At 65.7% G+C, this 20,039-nt stretch carries 19 protein-coding genes and 1 tRNA gene; 3 read left to right on the top strand and 17 right to left on the bottom strand.

Annotation, left to right across the window (positions count from 1 at the left end):
* Nucleotides 1-2: 2 nt before the first annotated feature.
* Both NKJ09_RS13595 and NKJ09_RS13590 read right to left on the bottom strand, forming a co-directional pair.
* Nucleotides 3-710, bottom strand: coding sequence for an ABC transporter ATP-binding protein (locus tag NKJ09_RS13595; protein ID WP_352495192.1), 708 nt, complete (start codon nt 708-710; stop codon nt 3-5).
* 2 nt (nt 711-712) lie between these two features.
* On the bottom strand, nt 713-2,005 hold the full coding sequence (locus NKJ09_RS13590; RefSeq protein WP_352495193.1) for an efflux RND transporter periplasmic adaptor subunit: 1,293 nt from the start codon (nt 2,003-2,005) through the stop codon (nt 713-715).
* 111 nt (nt 2,006-2,116) lie between these two features.
* On the opposite strand from NKJ09_RS13590, the gene NKJ09_RS13585 reads away from it, so the two are divergent.
* The gene (locus tag NKJ09_RS13585) at nt 2,117-3,037 is read left to right on the top strand and encodes a PhzF family phenazine biosynthesis protein (protein ID WP_352495194.1); all 921 of its coding nucleotides are present in this window, start codon (nt 2,117-2,119) and stop codon (nt 3,035-3,037) included.
* A 106-nt stretch (nt 3,038-3,143) separates the two neighbouring features.
* Nucleotides 3,144-3,219, top strand: a tRNA-Lys gene (locus NKJ09_RS13580).
* A gap of 89 nt (nt 3,220-3,308) precedes the next feature.
* On the opposite strand, the gene NKJ09_RS13575 is transcribed toward NKJ09_RS13580, so the two are convergent.
* The 8 genes from NKJ09_RS13575 to cbiE are packed head-to-tail and all read right to left on the bottom strand — an operon-like array spanning nt 3,309 to nt 10,416.
* Entirely contained in the window at nt 3,309-4,049 is a 741-nt protein-coding gene (locus NKJ09_RS13575) for a hypothetical protein (protein WP_352515707.1), read from the bottom strand.
* 26 nt (nt 4,050-4,075) lie between these two features.
* Nucleotides 4,076-5,086, bottom strand: coding sequence for a nicotinate-nucleotide--dimethylbenzimidazole phosphoribosyltransferase (gene cobT / locus NKJ09_RS13570; RefSeq protein WP_352496377.1), 1,011 nt, complete (start codon nt 5,084-5,086; stop codon nt 4,076-4,078).
* Nucleotides 5,087-5,110: 24 nt separating this feature from the next.
* Entirely contained in the window at nt 5,111-5,884 is a 774-nt protein-coding gene (cobS, locus tag NKJ09_RS13565) for an adenosylcobinamide-GDP ribazoletransferase (protein WP_352496378.1), read from the bottom strand.
* Between the two features lie 3 nt (nt 5,885-5,887).
* The gene (locus tag NKJ09_RS13560; protein ID WP_352496379.1) at nt 5,888-7,237 is read right to left on the bottom strand and encodes a cobyrinic acid a,c-diamide synthase CobB; all 1,350 of its coding nucleotides are present in this window, start codon (nt 7,235-7,237) and stop codon (nt 5,888-5,890) included.
* Nucleotides 7,234-8,040, bottom strand: coding sequence for a uroporphyrinogen-III C-methyltransferase (gene cobA / locus NKJ09_RS13555; protein WP_352496380.1), 807 nt, complete (start codon nt 8,038-8,040; stop codon nt 7,234-7,236). The genes NKJ09_RS13560 and cobA overlap by 4 nt, the downstream gene beginning before the upstream one ends.
* Entirely contained in the window at nt 8,037-8,801 is a 765-nt protein-coding gene (gene cobM, locus NKJ09_RS13550) for a precorrin-4 C(11)-methyltransferase (RefSeq protein WP_352496381.1), read from the bottom strand. The genes cobA and cobM overlap by 4 nt, the downstream gene beginning before the upstream one ends.
* On the bottom strand, nt 8,798-9,178 hold the full coding sequence (locus NKJ09_RS13545) for a cobalamin biosynthesis protein (RefSeq protein ID WP_023720761.1): 381 nt from the start codon (nt 9,176-9,178) through the stop codon (nt 8,798-8,800). Before NKJ09_RS13545 ends, cobM begins: the two co-directional genes overlap by 4 nt.
* Nucleotides 9,175-10,416 carry a precorrin-6y C5,15-methyltransferase (decarboxylating) subunit CbiE gene (cbiE, locus tag NKJ09_RS13540; RefSeq protein ID WP_352496382.1) on the bottom strand — a complete coding sequence of 414 codons (1,242 nt, stop codon included), beginning with the start codon at nt 10,414-10,416 and terminating at the stop codon, nt 9,175-9,177. Before cbiE ends, NKJ09_RS13545 begins: the two co-directional genes overlap by 4 nt.
* A gap of 1 nt (nt 10,417) precedes the next feature.
* Here cbiE and NKJ09_RS13535 point away from each other — a divergent pair, with 1 nt between their 5' ends.
* The gene (locus NKJ09_RS13535; protein WP_023720759.1) at nt 10,418-11,200 is read left to right on the top strand and encodes a cobalt-precorrin-6A reductase; all 783 of its coding nucleotides are present in this window, start codon (nt 10,418-10,420) and stop codon (nt 11,198-11,200) included.
* Here the strand turns inward: NKJ09_RS13535 and NKJ09_RS13530 are convergent.
* Genes NKJ09_RS13530 through NKJ09_RS13500 form a run of 7 tightly spaced genes read right to left on the bottom strand, consistent with a single transcriptional unit; the run spans nt 11,164 to nt 20,032 of the window.
* Nucleotides 11,164-11,928: a precorrin-3B C(17)-methyltransferase gene (locus tag NKJ09_RS13530; RefSeq protein WP_023720758.1), complete on the bottom strand. Its 765-nt coding sequence runs from the start codon at nt 11,926-11,928 to the stop codon at nt 11,164-11,166. The two genes, NKJ09_RS13535 and NKJ09_RS13530, sit on opposite strands and share 37 nt — an antisense overlap.
* On the bottom strand, nt 11,925-12,683 hold the full coding sequence (locus NKJ09_RS13525) for a precorrin-2 C(20)-methyltransferase (protein WP_352762882.1): 759 nt from the start codon (nt 12,681-12,683) through the stop codon (nt 11,925-11,927). The genes NKJ09_RS13530 and NKJ09_RS13525 overlap by 4 nt, the downstream gene beginning before the upstream one ends.
* Nucleotides 12,680-13,333 (bottom strand): precorrin-8X methylmutase, encoded by a 654-nt coding sequence (locus NKJ09_RS13520; protein WP_156948158.1) that lies wholly within the window; start codon nt 13,331-13,333, stop codon nt 12,680-12,682. Before NKJ09_RS13520 ends, NKJ09_RS13525 begins: the two co-directional genes overlap by 4 nt.
* Nucleotides 13,330-14,799 (bottom strand): precorrin-3B synthase, encoded by a 1,470-nt coding sequence (gene cobG / locus NKJ09_RS13515; protein WP_352496383.1) that lies wholly within the window; start codon nt 14,797-14,799, stop codon nt 13,330-13,332. The genes NKJ09_RS13520 and cobG overlap by 4 nt, the downstream gene beginning before the upstream one ends.
* On the bottom strand, nt 14,796-18,530 hold the full coding sequence (locus tag NKJ09_RS13510) for a cobaltochelatase subunit CobN (protein WP_352496384.1): 3,735 nt from the start codon (nt 18,528-18,530) through the stop codon (nt 14,796-14,798). The genes cobG and NKJ09_RS13510 overlap by 4 nt, the downstream gene beginning before the upstream one ends.
* 18 nt (nt 18,531-18,548) lie before the next feature.
* Nucleotides 18,549-19,601, bottom strand: a complete 1,053-nt coding sequence (cobW, locus tag NKJ09_RS13505; protein ID WP_023720753.1) for a cobalamin biosynthesis protein CobW — start codon at nt 19,599-19,601, stop codon at nt 18,549-18,551.
* Nucleotides 19,598-20,032, bottom strand: a complete 435-nt coding sequence (locus tag NKJ09_RS13500; RefSeq protein WP_023720752.1) for a DUF1636 family protein — start codon at nt 20,030-20,032, stop codon at nt 19,598-19,600. The genes cobW and NKJ09_RS13500 overlap by 4 nt, the downstream gene beginning before the upstream one ends.
* Nucleotides 20,033-20,039: the final 7 nt, after the last annotated feature.

The following is a 20,039-nucleotide window of genomic DNA, read 5'->3' as shown; positions in this document are numbered from 1 at the left end:
GGCTAGGCCATCTCGAGATTGGCTGTGTCCGAGGCGACATGGCCATCGAGGAAACGGATCGTGCGCTGCGCACAGCCGGCAACATCGGCTTCGTGCGTGACCATCGCGATGGTCAGACCGAGCTCGGTATTCAACTGCGTCAGGAGCTCCATGATCTCGTGCGTGCGGGCGGTGTCGAGATTGCCGGTCGGTTCGTCGGCGACGAGCAGCGTCGGCCTGGTGACGATGGCGCGCGCGATCGCCACGCGCTGCTGCTGGCCGCCGGACAGCTCGGCCGGCGTATGATGCTCGCGGCCGATAAGGCCGACCTCGGCAAGTGCCTGCATGGCCAGGCCGCGGCGCTCGCGGGCACCGACGCCGCGATAGATCAGCGGCAGTTCGACATTCTCGGCCGCCGTGGTGCGCGGCAACAGATTATAGCCCTGGAAAACGAAGCCGACATAAAGATTGCGCAGCTGAGCACGGCGGTTGCGGTCGAGACGGCCGGCGTCGATGCCTTCGAAGCTGTAGGTCCCGGCCGTCGGCGTGTCGAGGCAGCCAATGATGTTCATGGCCGTCGATTTGCCCGAGCCGGACGGGCCCATGATGGCGACGAATTCGCCGCGCCTGATGGCGAGGTCGACGCCGGCCAGCGCATGCACCCGGGCTTCGCCCTGGCCATAGCTTTTGCAGACCTTGTCGAAGCCGATGAGGGTCGCGCCGGATGCCACGATCAGCTCCTCTGCTGCGAGGCGGTAATGACTTGCGCGCCTTCCTCGAGGCCGGAAACGATCTCGGTCAGTTCGCCATCTGTCGAGCCGACCTTGACGTTGACCGGATGCGGCCGCCCATTCTCCAGCACGTAGAGCGTGCGCGAGCCGTCGGTGGGCTTCGTCGCCGCCTGGCGCTGGCGGTTGCCTCCGGGGCGTCCCATGCGGCCAGTGAACAGGTCGGTGAGGCTCCAACCGCGCTCCGCCGTCTGCGCCGGCCGGTAGCGGAAAGCGGTGGCCGGCACGGTGAGCACGCCCTTGGCCCGCCTGGTGACGACCGAAACGGTGGCGGTCATGCCGGGCCGCAGCAGAAGCTCGTTGTTGTCGACCTCGAGCCGCGCGTCGTAGGTGACGACGCCGTCGGTGGTCACGGAGGCGTAGGAGATGTCGCGGATCTCGGCATCGAAAGGCCGTTCGGGAAAGGCATCGACGGTGAAGCGGGCGTGCTGGCCGGATTTGACCGCGCCGATGTCGGCCTCGTCGACCGCAGCCTTCAATTCCATGTTCCTGAGGTCGGCGGCGATGACGAACAGCACCGGCGCCTGCAGCGAGGAGGCGACCGTCTGGCCGGGATCGACCGAGCGCGTCAATATGATGCCGTCGATCGGAGCGTAGATGGTGCTCTTGGCAAGATCCGTCTGCTGCGCCTTGAGATCGGCATTGGCGATGGCGAGGTTGGCTCTGGCGATGTCGAGCGCCGCCCTGGAGCGGTCGCGCGTGGCGGTCGCCGCTTCAAGCGACTGGTCCGTCGCCATGCCGCGCTTGGTCAGTTGTACCGCGCGCACCAGACCCATTTCGTTTTCGGCGAGGGTTACGGTGGCGTCCTCGACGCTCGCCGCTGCTGCCTTTGCGGAAGCCTGGGCGCGCTCGATCTGTACCTCCAGCTTGGCAGTGTCGAGAGCGGCCAGCACATCGCCTTTCTTCACCAGCTGGTTCTCGTTGACCGAGACCGAGCGGACGACGCCGGAGAGTTCGCTGGAAATATCGACCTGGGTGAGGGGCTGCAGCGTGCCGGTAGCCGAAACCGCGACGGTGAGATCGGCCATGGCGGCCAGTGTCGTGGTATATTCGATCTTGGCGGGCGAGCCTGAATACCACTGGTAGCCGACAACCGCCGCGGCGACGGCGAGCAGCGCAAGCAGCGCGTAAAGCCAACCGCGACGGCGTTTTGTCTTCAGGCCCTGGTGGTCAAGCCCGAGCGCCGTCTCGATGGCGGAAGCGGATTCCGTCTTTGGCAGATTGACAATCTGGTCCACGCCGGACCCCTATGTTCAGTGATATCCCATCAGTGCACAAATCAGGCTTTATGGTTCAAAATTCAAATTAAATTTCGCTCATGTTGGGAATGAGGCAGAGGACTTACTGAAATGCAGCCGCGGAATTACTTGCTTTACGACGTATTCACCACTACCCGGCTGGCCGGCAATCCGCTGGCCGTCGTGCTGGACTGTGACGGGCTGGACCTTGCGGCGATGCAGGCCATGGCGCGCGAATTCAACCTGTCCGAAACCGTCTTCGTGCTGCCGCCTGATAATCCTAAACACCGGGCTCGTATCCGTATCTTCACGCCCGACTATGAAATGCCGTTTGCCGGCCATCCAACCGTCGGCTCGGCGATAGCGCTGGCCGAATTGGCAGGGGCCGAAAGGGCCGAGAATGGCGCTGGCATCTTTGTGCTCGAGGAGAATATCGGCCCGGTGCGCTGCGCTGTCAGCAAGCACGATAGTTCGACCTTTGCCGAGTTCGACTTGGCGAAACTGCCGGCGCAGCTGGAATTGTCGGCCGATCCCGAGGCGATCGGTGCGGCCCTTGGCCTTGGGCCGCACGAGATCGGCTTCGAGAACCACCGCGTTTCATTTTGGTCGGCAGGCGTGCCCTATGTGACCATTCCCGTCGCCGATCTCGAGGCGGCAGCCCGGATAAGGCTGGACAACCAAGCATGGTCGGAACTGGCGCCGCGCAAGAGCGAGTGGGCCTTCGCCAGCCCGTTTGTCTATTGCCGCGAGACGGTGCACCACGACAGTGCCTTCCATGCGCGCATGATCGTGCCGGGCACTCCCTCCTACGAGGATCCGGCGACCGGCTCGGCGGCCGCCGCCTTTGCCGGCGCAATCATGCATTTCGACGGCCCGACGGACGGTGTTTCCCAGCTCTGGATCGAGCAGGGGCTGGAGATGGGCCGGCCGTCGCGCATCCGCCTCGAACTCAATGTCGAAGGCGGCAAACTGGCAACTGCCCGCATTGGCGGCCATGCCGTGAAGGTGGCGGAGGGCAGGCTGTTCATCTGACCTTGTGCGGCACTTCGGCGATTTGTCGGGAAATGATTCCGGCGGGGCTGGACATGACTGGTATCGGCGGCTATATGCCCGCCGACGCCGGTTTTACCGGCCGAGTGGGTGCGTAGCTCAGTTGGTAGAGCAGCTGACTCTTAATCAGCGGGTCCACAGTTCAATCCTGTGCGCACCCACCAAAGATTTCAAAGACTTGGTGGAAAGACCCTGGAGAGCGTGAGGCGCTGATTTGCACGTCTCCCGCCAGCGGCAATCGGTTTACCTGACTTTATTGGATGGTGGGGCGCAGATAGGTTAGAATTGCGCGCGTTATAGCCAACACGCCATCGACCTCCGTGAAGATTGCCCTGCTTTTGCCGGCGATCCATTCGAGTTCAGGAGCCCTTGGCAACCTAAGCTGGCGACACAGTCCCCAACCCGACAGAATTGAATGGTCAAAGAATGTTGGCTCGTCGTTCGCATAATAAGGAAAGCGAAAATACAACCGGATTGACCCGCCATATCCAAACTTGATGGTCATTCTGACTGTAACCCTATGACCAAAAACGTCTTCCATCGCCCCACTAAAACTGAGGTCGCGAGCAAAATAGTCGTGTGATGGTTCCTTCAGACCCATGGAATTCCACAGCTTCCAGGTGTGTGCTTTCAATTCCTTGTAGTTGGGGAATTTTGTCATCTCGGGAGTTAGATGTGTAGGCGGGTCGCTGTAGCCTGTCTCCGTTCTCCACTCTTCCGCGGCGCGGCGTAAATCTTCAAAAATCTGGGTGATCCTTGGATCAACCGGTTCTTTTGAGAAGTATGAAATCCGCTGCTGAGAAATCATGTCACACAATTCCTCGACCGTGTGGCCCGATCGTTCTACCCAATCCTCTCTGGCCAGCATCCACGGCGAACTATAGTTCAGCCCGGCAAAGGCCCCGGACTTGCGATCGAAATCTCTGACAATCCGCGCAAAAACATCTCGAAGTCCCTGTTTGGGGTCTCCGAAAATTTGTGAAGGTTGGTTCATCGACGCAGCCCAAACTTTGCGAGCGGTTACTTCTCCGAAACCCCAGCCTCGGCAAAACTTGCCATGCGCGCATGACATTCCAGCGCCGAGCGGACGATGTTGACGGCGAGGCAGGCGCCGGAGCCTTCGCCGAGCCGCATGCCGAGATCGAGCAGCGGCGGCAGGCCGAGCGTCTCCAATAGACGACGATGGCCGGATTCGGCTGAGACGTGCGCGGCGATGGTGTGGGCGAGGCCGGTGGGGTGCAGTCTGGCCAGCGGTGCGGCGGCGGCGGTGCAGACGAAGCCGTCGAGCAGCACCGGCACATTGTTGCGGCGTGCGGCCAGCGTCGCGCCGAAGATGGCGGCGAGTTCGCGCCCGCCAAGGGTTGCGGCGATCCTCAGGGGGTCGCCGAGGGCGTCTGCGTGGCGCTTCAGGCCCGCTTCGATGGCGGTGACCTTGCGCTTCAGGCCGGCATCGTCGACGCCGGTGCCGCGCCCGGTCCATTTTTCCGCGCCGCCGCCGAACAGGGCGGTTGAAATGGCAGCCGCCGGCGTGGTGTTGCCGATGCCCATCTCGCCGAAGCAGACGAGGTCGATATCCTTGGTCACCGCGCCGTAGCCGGCCGAAACGGCGGCGAGGAAGGTTTCTTCGTCCATCGCCGGTTGTTGCGTGAAGTCGCCGGTCGGGTGGTCGAGCTCGAGCGGGATGACGTCGAGCTCGGCGCCGGCGATGCGGGCAAGCTGGTTGATGGCAGCACCGCCGCCGGCGAAGTTAGCCACCATCTGCACGGTGACCTCCGACGGGAAGGCCGACACGCCCTGCGCGGTGACGCCATGGTTGCCGGCAAAGACGAAGACTTTCACGCGATCAAGCTTCGGCATGTCGCGACCCTGCCAGCGCGCCAGCCAGGCGGCTATGGTTTCCAACCGGCCGAGGCTGCCCTGCGGCTTGGTCAGCGTATCCTGACGGCGGGCGACGGCCGCCGCCGCGGTGTCGCTGCCGGCAGGCAGATCGAGGCAGGCCGCGCGCAGTTCACCAAGCGATTTGAATGACATAGGAAAGATTTCTCCGAAAGCGAGTCATGATAAGGAAACGGAAGCGACAAGCAGGATCGTGATTTCGCCCAACTGCTGCAGCGCGCCGACCGTATCGCCGGTCTGGCCACCGATCTGGTTGAGGCACAGCGCGCGGAAGGCGGCAAACAAAAGCGCAAGCAGGATGAGCGCGAAGATAGCAGCGCCGAACCCAAGCGCCAGCAGCGCGACCGCACCGAGTACGGCACCGATGCCAGCGGTCTCAGTCGTAACCAAGCCTGCTTCGGCCGAGAGGCCGTCGCTGCGAGCCGGCGGCAAAAGGTGCATGAAGGCGCCGAGCAGGCCGCGCGAGGCGGCATGCGCGGCAATGAGAGCCCAGAAGACAGGGGCCGGGCCGGCGAATCCAGAGAGCACGCTCCAGCGGATCAGCAGCGAGATGCTGAGTGCGCAGGCGCCGTAGGCACCGATGCGGCTGTCGCGCATGATCTCCAGTTTCCTGTCGCGCGTCTTGCCGCCGCCAAAGCCGTCGGCGACATCCGAAAGCCCGTCTTCATGCAGGCAGCCGGTGGCGAGCAGGATCGCGGCAAGGGTCAACGCTGCAGCAGGGCTCTCGGCTAGGCCTAGCCTCGTGCCGACGGCGTAGACCAGGGCACCGGCCAGAGCGACGGCGAGACCGGCAACGGGTGCAGCCCAGATCGCAGCGGCAAGGCTGCGGCCACGGAAGTCGGCTCTCGGCAGCGGCAGCCGGGTAAAGAAGACGAGGCAAAGCGCGATGTCGTCGAGCAGCTGCCGTTGCGAGGGGATCTGGAGTTTGAGCATGATCTATTCCGAAAACCGGCTACCACTTTTCGGGATCATGCTCTCGCCCCTCGCAATGGCGTGGAAGAAGGTGCCGCTGACATTGCCGCGCTGGTAGCCCGACGCACCAAGCGGATTGCCTTGTCCGTCGGCAAGGTCGGCCAACGGTTCGTCATTGCCGGTCGCAACCATCTGCGCGTAGTGGAATTCATGGCCGCGGATCAGCGTGCCGTGGCTGCCGAGCGGGCACCCGGAACGCAGCCGCGCCTCGCGGTAGCCGAGATTCATCTTGCGCTTGGCGAAGCTGGTCGAATGACCGAGCAGGCTAAGCATTCGATGCGTCTCGCCCGACGCGTCCTCGAGCGCCTCGCCGAGCACCATGAAGCCGCCGCACTCACCATGCACCGGCCGCGTAGCGGCGAACCGCGCCATGCCGGCTCTGAAATTCGCCGCGGCGGCGAGGCGACCGGCGTGAAGCTCGGGATAGCCGCCGGGCAGCCAACAGACATCGCAATTGTCGCCTGGTGCTTCGTCGGCGAGTGGCGAGAAGGGAATAATCTCGGCGCCGGCCTTGCGCCAATGCATGGCGACATGCGGATAGAGGAAGCTGAAGGCGGCGTCCTCGGCAAGTGCAATGCGCTGGCCGGGGGGCGGCAGCGCGTCGCCGAAATTGCCCGGCGCGGGCGTGAATGGCGCCGCCAGCGCCATGATGGCGTCGAGGTCGAGCGAGCGCTCGACCATGTCGGCCAGCCGGTCGAGGTGCGCCATCAGATTCTCATATTCGCCGGCCTGGACGAGGCCGAGATGGCGCTCGGGCAGGTTGAGCGAGGGATCGCGCAAGATAGCGCCGACGACAGGCAGCCCGAGTGCCTCGATGGCATCGCCGCATAGCCGGCGGTGGCGCTCGCTGCCGAGCCGGTTGAGCACGACCCCCGCCATGCGCACATCCGGATCGTAGGTGGCAAAACCCTTGGCGACGGCCGCTGCCGTGGTCGACTGGCCGGAAACGTCGAGCACCAGCAGCACCGGCAGGCCGTAGAGCCGGGCAAGGTCGGCAGCCGAGCCGGACCGTCCTGGAGCAGCCGGAATCCCGTCGAACAGGCCCATGGCGCTTTCGAGAAAGATAAATTCGGCATCCTCGTTCGCTTCACCAGCCAGCGCGTTGAGCAGGGCAGGCGGCATTGCCCAACTGTCGAGATTGACGCCGGACAGGCCGGTGGCTGCGGCGTGGAAGCCGGGATCGATATAGTCCGGGCCGGATTTGGCGCCGCGCACCTTCAGGCCGCGCCGGGCGAGCGCGCGCAGAATGCCGATGGTGACGCTGGTCTTGCCCGAGCCCGAGCGCGGCGCGCCGATGATGATGGCGCGGGTCATGACTCACCCGCCAATGCCGCGCGCATCGCGACGATGCCGCCAACGACGATCAGCGCCGGCGAGGTCAGACCGGCGGCCGCTGCCTCTTCCGCAATGGTGGCGAGCGTGGCGACGACGATCCGTTCCTGCGGTGTCGTCGCAGCGACAATTACCGCGGCGGGCGTCGAAGGCGCCAGCCCGCCCTCAAGCAGCGAGGCGGCGATCAGCGGCAGATTGGCCATGCCCATATAGATGACCACCGGCTGGCCGGTACGGGCGATGGCCGCCCAGTCGAGATCGTCATCGGTGCCGGCGGCGTGACCGGTCGCCAGGATCAGCGCCTTGTTGATGCCGCGCATGGTGCCGGGAATGCCGGTGGCGGCCAGCGCGCTGAGGCCGGACGTCAGGCCAGGCAGGATGTGGAACGGGATGGTTTCCCCGGCCAGCGCCAGCGCCTCTTCGCCGCCACGCCCGAAAATATAGGGGTCGCCGCCCTTCAGCCTGACGACGCGCCGGCCCTCGCGCGCCAGCCGGACCAGCAGAGCGGTGATGTCGTCCTGCTTCATCGATGGTTTGCCACCGCGCTTGCCGGCATAGAACAGTTCCGCGCCCTCGGCGACGGCGACGACTTCGGGCGAGACCAGCGCGTCATAAACCAGCGCGTCGCACTGTCCGAGGGCGGCCAGCACTTCCAGCGTCAGGCAGCCGGGATCGCCAGGGCCGGCGCCGGCCAGCCAGACATGTCCGGGCTCCAGCTGGCGCGGCTTGAAGTTCAGCCGGGTGAGCGCCTGCTCGACAGTAGTGTTTCTATTGCTGCCGCTCACGATCCGTCTCGTCCGCGAAAACGCCGCTGGTAGTGGGCGTCGTAAAGTGAACTTTCACTAAAATCTTCCGCCGCCAGCGAGCGGCCGACGAAGATGATCGCCGTGCGTTCCATCGGATCCGCGCCTAGCTGCGCCTCAATGGTCGCCAGCGTGCCGGTCAACACCCGCTCGTCCGGCCAGGAGGCGCGGAAGACGACCGCGACTGGGCAGTCGGCGCCGTAGTAGGGCGTCAGCTCGGCGACGACGCGGTCGACAGCGTGGATGGCGAGGTGGATGGCGAGCGTGGCGCCGGTGCGGCCGAAGCCGGCCAGTGTTTCTCCGGGCGGCATTTTCGAGGCGCGGCCGGAGATGCGGGTCAGCACCAGGCTTTGCGCGACTTCCGGAATGGTCAGCTCGCGGCGCAGCGCGGCGGCCGCGGCGGCAAAAGACGGCACGCCCGGCGTCAGCGTGTAAGGGATGCCGTGCTTTTCCAGCCGGCGGATCTGCTCGGCAACGGCGCTCCACACGGAAAGGTCGCCAGAATGGAGGCGGGTGACATCATGGCCGGCCGCGTGGGCTGCCAGATATTCGGCCTCGATCTCGTCGAGTGACATCGGCGCGGTGTCGATCAACATCGTTCCGGGCGCGCAGTGCTGCAACAGCTCCGGCGCGACGATCGATCCGGCATAGAGGCAGACGGGACAACTGCCGAGCAGACGGCTCCCGCGCAAGGTGATCAGATCGGCGGCACCCGGGCCGGCGCCGATGAAATGGACGGTCATACCGCATCTCCGCTGATGGCGATGGCGCAGGTGACAGCACCGAGCACGGTGCGTGGTCCGAGCAGTTTTGCGCCTTTGCCGGCGGCGGCAAGCGCGGAGGCTTCGGAAACCGACGGCGTGCCGGCGTGCTCCTGTGATAGGTTGGAGTGGCTGGTTGTAGATGCAGCTTTGAGTTCGTCCTGCTCGACAACGATCACCGGAAGGCGGAGTTCGCGTCCGGCGGCGAAGATTGCCGCTTCATCCTGCTTGAGAGACGCGGTCGCGAGCGCCGAAAGCGCGGGCAGGGCAAGCCCGTGCGCCTCCAGCGCGGTTTCTACCGCAGCAAGCACGTCGCGTGCGCTGACGCCTTTGCGGCTGCCGATGCCCGCGACCATCATGGCTTCACCCAGCTCCATTGGGTGACCGGCATAGCCGGCCGCCAAGCCTGCATCGAACCGACCGGCGAAGCACGGGATATGGCGATGCGGGTGAGCTCGCCGCCGAGCGCAGCGTGACGGGAAAGCAGCAGTGCCTCCATCTCCAGCGTCACCGCGTTGGCGACGAGGCGGCCGCCGGCGGGTAAGGCATCGATGGCTCTTTCCAGCACGCCGGCATCGCTGCCGCCGCCGCCGATGAAGATCGCCGCCGGCGTTTCCAGTCCGGCAAGAGCTTGCGGTGCCGAACCTTCAACGACGGCGAGACCGGGAACGCCGCAGGCCGCGGCGTTGTGTCGGATGCGCGCGGCGCGGGCCGGATCGCCTTCGACGGCGATGGCGCGCATGGAGGGATGCGCGAGCATCCATTCGACGCCGATGGAGCCGGAGCCGGCGCCAATGTCCCACAGCAGTTCGCCGCGCCTTGGCGCGAGAGCGGACAGGGTGACGGCGCGCACTTCGCGCTTGGTGATCTGGCCGTCGTGCTCGAACAAATGATCGGCAAGGCCCGATGTCAGCGGCAGGACGCGTGATTGCGGGGTCGAATCAACTTCGATTGCGAGCACGTTGAGTGGGTTGATCTTTTCGAGGTCGAAAGCGCCGGCGTTCGCCGAGCGCAGCCTTTCGTTCTGCCCACCCAGCGCCTCCAGAACCGTCAACCGCGAGGCGCCGAAGCCGAGTTCGGTCATGAGACGGGCAATCGCTTCCGGTGCATCGCTATCCGAGGTCAGCGCCAGAATGCGGGTGCAAGGATGCAGCAACGGCCGGATCAGGTCGAGCGGGCGGCCATGCAGCGAAATGGTCTCGACGTCCTGTAGCGCCCAGCCCAAGCGTGAGGCGGCCAGCGAGAAGGCCGAGGGCGCGGGGATCACCCGCATATCCTCCGCCGCGACCTTGCGGGCGAGGGTGACGCCGACACCGTGGTAGAAGGGATCGCCGGAGGCCAGCACGCAGACGCGTCTGCCGGAGAGCGCCAGCACGTCGCGCATTTCGGCATCGAAAGGCGTCGGCCAGGCGCGCGCTTCACCTTTGGCGAGCGATGCGACGAGGGCCAGGTGGCGCTTGCCGCCGAAAACGAATTCGGCACCCGCGATCAACTGCTTGGCCTCGTCGCCGAGACCCGCTACACCGTCCTCGCCGATGCCGATGATCGTGAGCCATTTTGGAGTGAGCACGGCGGCGCGCGGACCTTCAGCAGGCATGATGACCCACCGCATTCTGATCCTCGGCGGAACCACCGAAGCCCGGCAGGTGGCCGGAATACTCTCGGTGCGCTCCGATCTCGCGATTACGCTGTCGCTGGCCGGCCGCACTGAAAACCCGGCCGCGCAAGGCGTGCCGGTGCGGGTTGGCGGCTTTGGTGGCGTCGACGGGCTGGCGTTGTATCTCCACGAGACGGACGTCGACCTGCTGATCGACGCCACGCATCCCTATGCGGCGCAGATCTCCGCCAATGCGGCGGAAGCAGCGCGCCGATCCGGCGTGCCGATCGTTGCGCTCAAGCGCCCAGGCTGGGAGCCTGCCGAAGGTGACCAGTGGACGCTGGTCGACGGTGTTACCAGCTCGGTGACGGCGCTGGGATCGGCGCAGCGCCGCGTGTTCCTGGCGCTCGGACGGCAGGAGATCACTGCCTTCGAGGCTGCACCCCAGCACCACTATCTCATCCGTAGCGTCGATCCGGTCGAACCAAGACTTACTGTGCCCGACGCGACCTATCTCTTGGCGCGCGGGCCGTTCCAGGAGCCGGACGAACACTCGCTGCTTCAAGAGCACCGCATCGATGTCGTCGTTTCCAAAAACAGCGGCGGCGAAGCGACCTACGGCAAGATCGCCGCAGCGCGGGCGCTCGGCATCGAGGTGGTCATGATCCGCAGGCCGGCGTTGCCGGACGTCACGTCGGCTGAGACGGTCGAATCTCTTGCCGCGATGGTCGATCATTTTCTGGTCGGTCATGTTCTTGGGCCCGCTGCCGACCGCGGCGTGTAGACCAGCGCTGGTTTTTCACCGCGCTTGATGATCCGGGTTTCCGGTGAACCGATGATGATGCAGGTGGCCATGTCGGCATTTTGCGCATCGGCTTCCGCCAGCAAGAAAACTTCGATGCGCTCGTCGGGACGGCCGGCGGCGCGACCGAAGATCACCGGCGTGGTGCCCGGCAGGATCGCGGCAAGGCATTCGAAGGCGCGGCCGAGTTGCCAGGGGCGCGCCTTGCTGATCGGATTGTAGAGCGCGATGACGAAGCCGGCGCCGGCCGCGGCCAGCAGGCGCAGCTCGATCAAATCCCACGGCTTCAGATTGTCTGACAGCGAGATGGCGCAGAAATCATGGCCGAGCGGCGCGCCGATGCGGGCGGCGACGGCGAGCATGGCGGTGATGCCAGGCACGATGGCGATGTCGACCGCGCGCCACTCGACCGGCCCCGCCTCGATCGCCTCGCAGACGGCCGCCGCCATGGCGAAGACGCCGGGATCGCCGCCCGATACGACCGCGACATTGTGGCCTTCCGCAGCCTTCAGCAGCGCGTCCCTGGAGCGCGCTAGCTCCTCGCGATTGTCGGAAGCGACGCGAATCTGGTCGGGACGCAGATCAAGCCGGTCAAGATAAGGCTTGTAGCCGTAGAAGAATTTCGCCTCGGCGACGGCCCGGTTCGCTTCCGGCGTCACCTGGTCGGCGTTGCCAGGCCCCAGGCCGATGACGGTCAGGCGGCCGCTCATGCTTCGGCTCCCAATGCGCTTGGCCGCCCCGACCAGCCGGCGACCAGCACGATGGCGAAATAAGGCGCCTGGTCGTCCTTTTTGTCGGCAAGCCGCATCGAGACGCCGCCCGGCATGGTGCCGCGCTCGACATAGATGGCCCGCGGCAGCTTGTCGGTCGCCTCCAGCGCACGCCTGATCTTGGGCAAGTTGCGGCCGACCTTCATGATTACGGCGGCATCGGTGTCGGCGAGGCGGCGCGTCAGCTCGAATTCGCTCATGGTGCCCGGCAGCACCGTCAGCACGTCGTCGCCCTGGACGATCGGTAGGCCGGTCGCCGACCAGCAGCCGGACATGGCGGTGACGCCGGGAATGACTTCGGTCGGAAAGCGATGCGCCAGCCTGACATGCAGATGCATGTAGGAGCCGTAGAAAAGCGGGTCGCCTTCCGAGAGCACCACAACCATCCTGCCGGCGCTGAGATGCTCGGCAACCTTTTCGGCCGACTGCTCGTAGAAATCCGTGATCTGCGAGCGGTAGTCGCCATGATCCTTGTCGATCACGGTGGTCACCGGATAGAGCAGCGGCAACTCTATCAAATCAGGGCGAAAATGGGTTCCGACGATGGCACGCGCGTTGCTGTTGTTGCCGCGCTTGGCGAAATGCGCAACGACATCGGCCTCCGCCAGCGCGCGCACTGCCTTCAGCGTCAAGAGTTCTGGGTCGCCAGGACCGGTGCCAACGCCGACCAGCCGACCTCTTGCGATCGCATTCATAGGCCCGGCCTCGCCAGTGCGTTGAGTGCGGCGGCGGTCATGGCGCTGCCGCCCAGCCGGCCGCGCACGATGGCGTAAGGCACGCCATAGGAATTTTCGGCCAGCGCATCCTTCGATTCGGCGGCACCGACAAACCCGACCGGCATACCGATGATCGCCGCCGGCTTCGGCGCACCATCGCGCAGCTTTTCCAGCAGATAAAACAGGGCGGTCGGCGCATTGCCGATGGCGACGACCGAACCGGCCATGCGCTCGCCCCACAAATCGATCGCCGCGGCCGAGCGGGTGTTGCCGATTTTTCTCGCGATGTCGGCGGTCCGCGGATCGCGCAGCGTGCAGATCACTTCGTTGCCGGCCGGCAGCCGCGCGCGCGTGACGCCATGCGAGACCATCTGTGCGTCGCAGAAGATCGGCGCGCCGGCGCTCAACGCTGTGCGCGCAGCGGCGACGAAATCGCGTGAGAAAACGAAATGCCGCGCAGCCTCGACCTGGCCGCATGCATGGATCATGCGGATAGCGACGTCGGCCTCGGCTTCGGAAAAGCGCGACAGGTCGGCCTCGGCGCGGATGATGGCGAAGGAGCGCTCATAGATCGCTGTGCCATCATGAATATAGTCGTAGGTGATGGGGTTCTGGGCGGGCATGCTCATTCCTGTCGGTAAGCTTTGACGACGCCGGCCGTGCCAAGCCTTGCAAGGCAGGCGGCGGCAGTCTGGCCTCGAAGTCGTTTTCTGCGGATTGCCGCTGCAATGCCGCCGATGCCGCGCGAGGCGTCATTGCCCGGCCTGTATCCGGCAGGAAACATCTTAGCCGTCCCGTCCACGACAAGTCCGGCTCCGTTTTCGCTACCGACCAATGTCAGCGCCGCCGGACCGGGATGGGCGCAGCCCTTGGCGCAGCCGGAGATGTGCAGCGTCAAGGAAGAATCGAAGATGTCGCGGTTTTCCACGGCGATGGTCTCGGCGATTTCGCGCGTCGCGATGCGGCCGGAGGCACAGGCGGGAGCACCCGGGCAAGCGGCGATCCTGGTGCGCGGGTCGGCGGCGTCGGTGACGAAGCCGAGGGTTGCGGCGGCTTGGTGGAGCGGCGGGCAGGCCGCTGGCGCGAGGCCGAGGAAAACCAGCGCGCGGCCCGGCGCCAGGCGGATTTCGGTGGCGCCAAGGGCCAGCGCGCTCTGCGCGAGAGCGATGATCTGGTTCGCCGGCATGCTGCCGAAGGGTAGGCCGATGCCGAGGGCGGTTCCGGCTGCAGCCAAGTCGAAAACTCCGATGGGCCGGCGATCCTTCGCGCCCCCCTCTGTCCTGCCGGACATCTCCCCCACTTGGGGGGAGATCGGCAGCTTCGCCGGTGGCTCACTCTTAGCATGCTTATCGATTGGCGAAAGCTGAGATGAGGGCGCAATCTCCCCCCAAGTGGGGGAGATGTCCGGCAGGACAGAGGGGGGCGCGAAGGATCGCCAATTTGCCAGAGATCTCAGCTGTCTTTCTGTCAAATCCCGCGCATGGGCATCGCGCCCCTTTTCGGCAACCATCCTTAGGATCGCAACGGCGATGTCGCAGGCCGCATCTTCCTCGGCCATGACGAGTAGCGTCGCAGTCTGACCGCCGCCGGCGATAGCCACCTGCCATTGCGTCCCCGCATCGGTCCGCACCGCAGCCAGCCTGGCATCGGCCGTCACTGCATCCAAGGTCAGCTGTCCGCCACCGTCGACAATCACCGAGACCTTCGGGCCAAGACGCTGCGTGACGCCGGCGTCCTCGATTGCCGCCCGAATCCGCTCCGCTAGCGGGCGCGGATCGGCGATTTCCTGCGGGTCGAGCCCGGCCAGCGGACCAGTCTCGACCGGCACGCCGGTGCGAACGGCAACACCCAGCGCATCGACCTCCATCGCCAGCAGCCGGGCGCTTTCGGGCGTCAGGCCGCGTATCTGCAAGCTGCCGCGGGCGGTCACTTCCATAATGCCGTTGCCGTGGCGCAGGGCGGATTCGCAGAGTCCGATCAACGACTTCGGCAACAGTCCTCCAGCGACCGGATTGAGCCGCACCAGCAGCCCGTCGCCGGTTTGCATCGGTGCCGACAAAGCAGGGCAGGCGCTGCGTCGGGAGAAAGCGTTCATGCCGCCACCCCAAGCGCCTGGGCTTCGGCAATCAGTGCGGCGAGATCGTCATCGATCGAATTGCGCAGCGGATGCCACAGACCGCGCCGTCGTGCCGACATGAAACGTTCGGCCATGACCTTCGCCGCCGACGGGTTCTCGCGCAGGATGAAGGCGCGGACAACGGGGTCGCCGAGATAGGCGTCGTGCACGGCCTCGATCAGCGCGCCAGATATGGCATGAGTGGTCTCGGCAAAGCCGACAAGCCGGTCGACCGTCTCGGCGAATTCCGAGGCGCCGCGCGGCCCGTGGCGCATCTGGCCGGCAATGAAGCGCGGATTGACGGCGCGTGCCCGTACGACGCGGGATACGGCGTCCCCAACCGAGCGTGGCTTGGGCTTTTGCGGATCCGTGGTGTCGAGCACGATCACGTCAGCGTTTTTGCCGAGCGCGGCAAGCGCTGCCGAAAAGCCGCCGATAAAGGCGACGTCGGCCGAGCCTTCGAGGATGTCGCGGCCGGGATCGTCGCCGGTATGAACCAGAAGGTCGGCCTCAGCGATGCGGCCCTCAAAAGCGCCGGGCGCCGAAATGCCTTCGCCCTCGGCGCCGCCATAGGCATGCGAGGTGGCGGCGAGATAGGCGCGGCCGATCTCTTCGCGCGCGGCCCAGTCGCCGCTTGATAGCAAGTCCTCGATGCCGGCGCCGTAAGTGCCGGGCGAGGTGCCGAATATGCGCGGGCTGATCTTGCCGTCTGCACGGGTTCTCGCCGCCAGCGGGTTTTCCGAATCGTCCTCGTCGCGGGTCGCGACGGCGTTGGCGGCGGCATCGATCAGCGCGATCTGGGTTGGGAACATGTCGCGGAACAGGCCGGATATGCGCCAGGTGACGTCGACGCGCGGGCGGCCGAGCGTTGCCGGCGGCAGCACCTCGATGCCGGTGATGCGGCCGGTGGCGGAATCCCATTGCGGCCGGCAGCCCATCAGCGCCAGGCCTTGCGCGATCTCCTCACCGCCGGTGCGCAGCGAGGCCGAGCCCCAGAGGTCGATGACCAGCGAGCGCGGCCAGTCGCCATGCGATTGCATGTAGCTGCGGACGACTTCTTCCGCTGCCACCTTGCCCAGATCATAGGCGGTCGGCGTCGGCATGGTGCGTGGGTCGGCGGTAAACAAATTGCGGCCGGTGGGCAGCACATCGCGCCGGCCACGCGCCGGTGCACCGGCCGGACCGGCGGCGACATGGCGGCCGTCGAGGGCCGCGATGAGTGCTACTTTCTCGGCTGCCGCACTCTGCTCGCGCAAAGGATCGGTTTCGCCCTCAGGCGAGCGACCGTAGATATGCAGGCCGTCCTTGATGGCGAAATCCTTGAGATCGCAGAGCCAGGCGTCGATGCGGCGCAAGGCTTCGTCGGCTGCGTCGGTCCTGGCGACGCCGGCCTCTGAGGCGAGGCCGGTCTTTTCCGCAGTCTCGACGATCAGCTTCGCCAGGCGGTCGCGGCGGCGGCGGTCGAGCCCGTCGGCCTGGGCATATTCGTCAACCAGTCGCTCGAGTTTATGCTGCTCTTCGTCCAGCCCGGCGCCGGTCAGCGGCGGCGGCAGATGGCCAAGCGTGACGGCGGCAATGCGTCGCTTGGCTTGTGCTGCCTCGCCGGGGTTGGAGACGATGAAAGGATAAATGACGGGCAGGGGGCCGGTGACGATTTCGGGAAAGCAGTTTTCGCTGAGCGCCACGGTCTTGCCGGGCAGCCACTCCAGCGTGCCGTGGGCGCCGACATGGATAATTGCATGGATGCCGAGCGACTTACGCAGCCACAAGCCAAAGGCGATCAGTGCATGGCGCGGCGGCAGTGTCGGGTCGTGATAGTCGGCGCGGCGGTCGGCTGAGCGCCCGCGATCAGGGGCGAGGGCTACGGTGATATTGCCGAAGGTGGCGGCGCGGAAGGGGAATTTTGCGGTGGTGGGCGCTTGGACACCCCCCTCTGCCCTGCCGGACATCTCCCCTTCAAGGGGGGAGATTGGCAGTTCGGCTGCCGGCTCTCCCTTAACGCCCTTGGTAGTTGGCGAAAGCAGAGACAACAGCGCAATCTCCCCCCTTGAAGGGGAGATGTCCGGCAGCACAGAGGGGGGTGCCTCGCGCGAACCTGTCTCATCATCCGTATTCCCCCATGCGGCCTCCACCGCAGCGATGGCCGCCGGCGGCAATTCCTTCGAGAAGGTCAGATAATCCTGCAAAGCCAGTCCCTGGTCGGCTGGCTCCAGCACCTCCAGCAACTGACGCGGCGTTTGCGGAATCCCTTCAACGGCGTAGCCCTGTTCGCTCAGGTCGTGCAGCATCGCCAGCACGCTGGACGGCACGTCGAGACCGACGGCATAGCCGGTGCGGCCGGGCGCGCTCGGATAGTCGGGGATCAGGATGGCGAGCTTGCGCTCCGCACGCGGCGTCCGCTGCAGACGCACGAAGGCCTCGATACGGTTCGCGACCTGCGCCACGCGGTCAGGCTCTGGCCGGTTGGCGAAGGCGCGGAAGGCCAATGCCGGATCGATCTCGCTTTCGCTCTTGAAGGAAATGGCGCCGGCCAGGATGCGGCCGTCGAGCTCGGGCAGGACGACATGCATGGCAAGGTCGGCGGGCGCCAGGCCGCGCTGGTTGTTCCGCCAGATGTCGCGGCGGGTGGTCGCGACGACGACCTGGAACACCGGCACTCCGGCGCGGTCGAACAGCGTCTCGACGCCGGGTTCGGCGCCCGAGGCGAAAGCTGTGGCGGTGATGATGGCGGCAGGGTTCAGCGCGGCAAACGCGGGTTCGACAAAGGCGAGCGATGCCGCGTCCTTGAGGCTGGAGACGAAGATGGGGACCGGCGCTATGCCACGCTGCCCGAGCGCCTCGACAAGCGCATCGATGGGCGCGACATCGGCGGCGAGCAGCATCGAGCGGTAGAACAGGATGGGGATGATGGGGGCGGGTTCGGCGGACGGTAGGTTTAGGCTGCGTTCCGTCGCGCCCCCCTCTGTCCTGCCGGACATCTCCCCCACAAGGGGGGAGATCGCCTGGTCATCGTCGCCTTCGTCAATGTTCGATGTTGCAGAAGTCGCGAGACGGTCAGTGACAGCCGATCTCCCCCCTTGTGGGGGAGATGTCCGGCAGGACAGAGGGGGGCGCGAAGGAATGCCGACGCTTGATAAGTCCATTCTTTCTATAACGCCGCGTCCCGGCTCGTAAAATCCCGCCTTTGGCACGCTGACAGGTTCAGCGACCGCCGCACCCGATCCGGCGAGACTTGCCAACCTCTGCACCAGCGCCGTCATATTCGCCGGGCCACCTTCGCGGAAATAGTCGAGCAGACCATCAAGTTCCTGGCGCGGCAGCGTCGAGCCTTCGATCAGCCGCAAATCCTCGTCGTGGCTCTCGCCCGGTAGGAGCGCCAGCTTAATACCGCGATTTCGCGCGACAACGGCAAGCTGGTCGCAGCCGTAGCGCCACCAGTCGTAACCGCCGAGGATGCGGACCAGGACGATCTTGGCGTGGCGGGCGACGCTGTCGATCCAGAGGTCGACGGACATCGGGTGGCGCAGGTCGCGCAAGGCGGCGAGCCGCATCGACGGCAGGCGGTCCGCATCTGCCTTCCACGCCGCCGCCAGCCCGGCGAGGTCGCTGTCGGTGAAGGACAGCGCCACGACATCCGCAGGCGTTTGCCTGAGATCGACAGGCTCGGCGAGATCGTCGAGCGAGGCGGATGTGGTGGTGAGGATGTGCATCGCGGCTCGTACCTGGGATCAGCCGGCGAGGATACGCTCGATCGCCGGGCGGTTCAGCCCTTTCAGGCCGATGACGACGAGGCGCGAGCGGCGATCGTCTTCAGCGGTCCAGGCGCGGTCGTAATAGTGGTTGACGCGCGGACCGACGGCCTGCAGCAAGAGCCGCATCGGCTTGCCGCCGACGTCGACGAAACCCTTGACGCGCAATACGTTTTCTTCCTCCGCCGCCGTGGCGACGCGTTGTGCCAGCTCGTCCGGGTCGGACACCGACGCAATGTCGATGACGAACGAGTCAAAGTCGTCATGTTCGTGGTCGAGCTCGTCGTCGTGATGGGTCTTGCGGTTCTCGATGTCGTCCTCGACGGCGAGACCAAGGCCGAGCAGCACCGACGGATCGACCTTGCCTTGCGAGGTCGGCACGATCTTCACCGCCCGCGCAACATGCTTGCCGATGACGGCATTGGCGCGCGCCGCGCCGGCTGCGTCCAGCAGGTCGCTCTTCGACAGGATGATCAGGTCGGCACAAGCGAGCTGGTCTTCGAACACCTCCTCGACAGGATCGTCATGGTCGAGCGTCTCGTCCTGCGCGCGCTGCGCCTGCAGGGCGTCCATGTCGTTGGCAACGCGGCCATCAGCCAGCGCCGGCCCGTCGACGACAGCGATGACGCCATCGACCGTGACGCGGCTTTTCACCGACGGCCACTGGAAGGCCTGGACCAGCGGCTTGGGCAGGGCCAGCCCGGACGTCTCGATCAGGATGTGGTCGACCTTCGGCGTCAGCGACAGGATCTGGTCGAGCGCGGGGACAAAGTCGTCGGCGACAGTGCAGCAGATGCAGCCATTGGCCAGCTCGACGATGTTTTCCTCGGGGCAAGTGTCGATGCCGCAGCCCTTCAGGATCTCGCCGTCGATGCCGATATCGCCGAACTCGTTGACGATGATGGCCAGGCGCTTGCCTTTGGCGTTTTCGAGCAAATGGCGGATCAGCGTCGTCTTGCCGGCGCCGAGAAAGCCGGTGACGACGGTGCAGGGGACGCGCGAAACGTTGGCGGCCGAATCTGGGGAAGTCATATCAAGTCCTTCAAAAGGTCGAGGGGAGGGATGCGGGCAACCAAGCCGCGCTTCAGGCAATCGGGACGGCCGCGCCACGGAATGAGGCCGTCCGTCGAAGTAGCGAACAGCTTTGCCCCCGTCACCAGATCGGTGCCGCTGGTCGTGGTCAGGTCGCCGAAGACATAGCTCCAGCAGCCGTCGCGCAGCATCGCGGCGCTGAGCCGGCGCTTGCAATTGCCGAGGCATTCGACGGTGCGGATTTTAATGTTTTCGCTGGAAGCGGCGCGGCGCGTGTGCTCGGCGAGCAGTTCGCCGGCGCGGGGATAAGCGTCCGAACCGGTCTCGTCACGGCAGGACGAGCAGACGATGACGGTAACGCCGGCCGGGGAATCACCATGGCCGGACAATAAATCCGCTGTCTCAGCCGGAAAACTGCTGTCGCGTTCCAAATCAGGC

It is taken from the genome of Mesorhizobium sp. M0189 (assembly GCF_040322135.1).
In the GTDB taxonomy this organism is placed as follows: domain Bacteria; phylum Pseudomonadota; class Alphaproteobacteria; order Rhizobiales; family Rhizobiaceae; genus Mesorhizobium.
This window is presented reverse-complemented; position numbering and strand designations above follow the sequence as displayed.

Bases quoted from the DNA above. Each gene is read 5' to 3' on its own strand.
- NKJ09_RS13585 (WP_352495194.1), top strand. From the start codon at position 2,117: ATGCAGCCGCGGAATTACTTGCTTTACGACGTATTCACCACTACCCGG.
- NKJ09_RS13575 (WP_352515707.1), bottom strand. From the start codon at position 4,049: ATGAACCAACCTTCACAAATTTTCGGAGACCCCAAACAGGGACTTCGA.
- cobT (WP_352496377.1), bottom strand. From the start codon at position 5,086: ATGTCATTCAAATCGCTTGGTGAACTGCGCGCGGCCTGCCTCGATCTG.
- cobS (WP_352496378.1), bottom strand. From the start codon at position 5,884: ATGCTCAAACTCCAGATCCCCTCGCAACGGCAGCTGCTCGACGACATC.
- NKJ09_RS13560 (WP_352496379.1), bottom strand. From the start codon at position 7,237: ATGACCCGCGCCATCATCATCGGCGCGCCGCGCTCGGGCTCGGGCAAG.
- cobM (WP_352496381.1), bottom strand. From the start codon at position 8,801: ATGACCGTCCATTTCATCGGCGCCGGCCCGGGTGCCGCCGATCTGATC.
- NKJ09_RS13545 (WP_023720761.1), bottom strand. From the start codon at position 9,178: ATGATGGTCGCGGGCATCGGCAGCCGCAAAGGCGTCAGCGCACGCGAC.
- cbiE (WP_352496382.1), bottom strand. From the start codon at position 10,416: ATGCCTGCTGAAGGTCCGCGCGCCGCCGTGCTCACTCCAAAATGGCTC.
- NKJ09_RS13535 (WP_023720759.1), top strand. From the start codon at position 10,418: ATGACCCACCGCATTCTGATCCTCGGCGGAACCACCGAAGCCCGGCAG.
- NKJ09_RS13530 (WP_023720758.1), bottom strand. From the start codon at position 11,928: ATGAGCGGCCGCCTGACCGTCATCGGCCTGGGGCCTGGCAACGCCGAC.
- NKJ09_RS13525 (WP_352762882.1), bottom strand. From the start codon at position 12,683: ATGAATGCGATCGCAAGAGGTCGGCTGGTCGGCGTTGGCACCGGTCCT.
- NKJ09_RS13520 (WP_156948158.1), bottom strand. From the start codon at position 13,333: ATGAGCATGCCCGCCCAGAACCCCATCACCTACGACTATATTCATGAT.
- cobG (WP_352496383.1), bottom strand. From the start codon at position 14,799: ATGAACGCTTTCTCCCGACGCAGCGCCTGCCCTGCTTTGTCGGCACCG.
- NKJ09_RS13510 (WP_352496384.1), bottom strand. From the start codon at position 18,530: ATGCACATCCTCACCACCACATCCGCCTCGCTCGACGATCTCGCCGAG.
- cobW (WP_023720753.1), bottom strand. From the start codon at position 19,601: ATGACTTCCCCAGATTCGGCCGCCAACGTTTCGCGCGTCCCCTGCACC.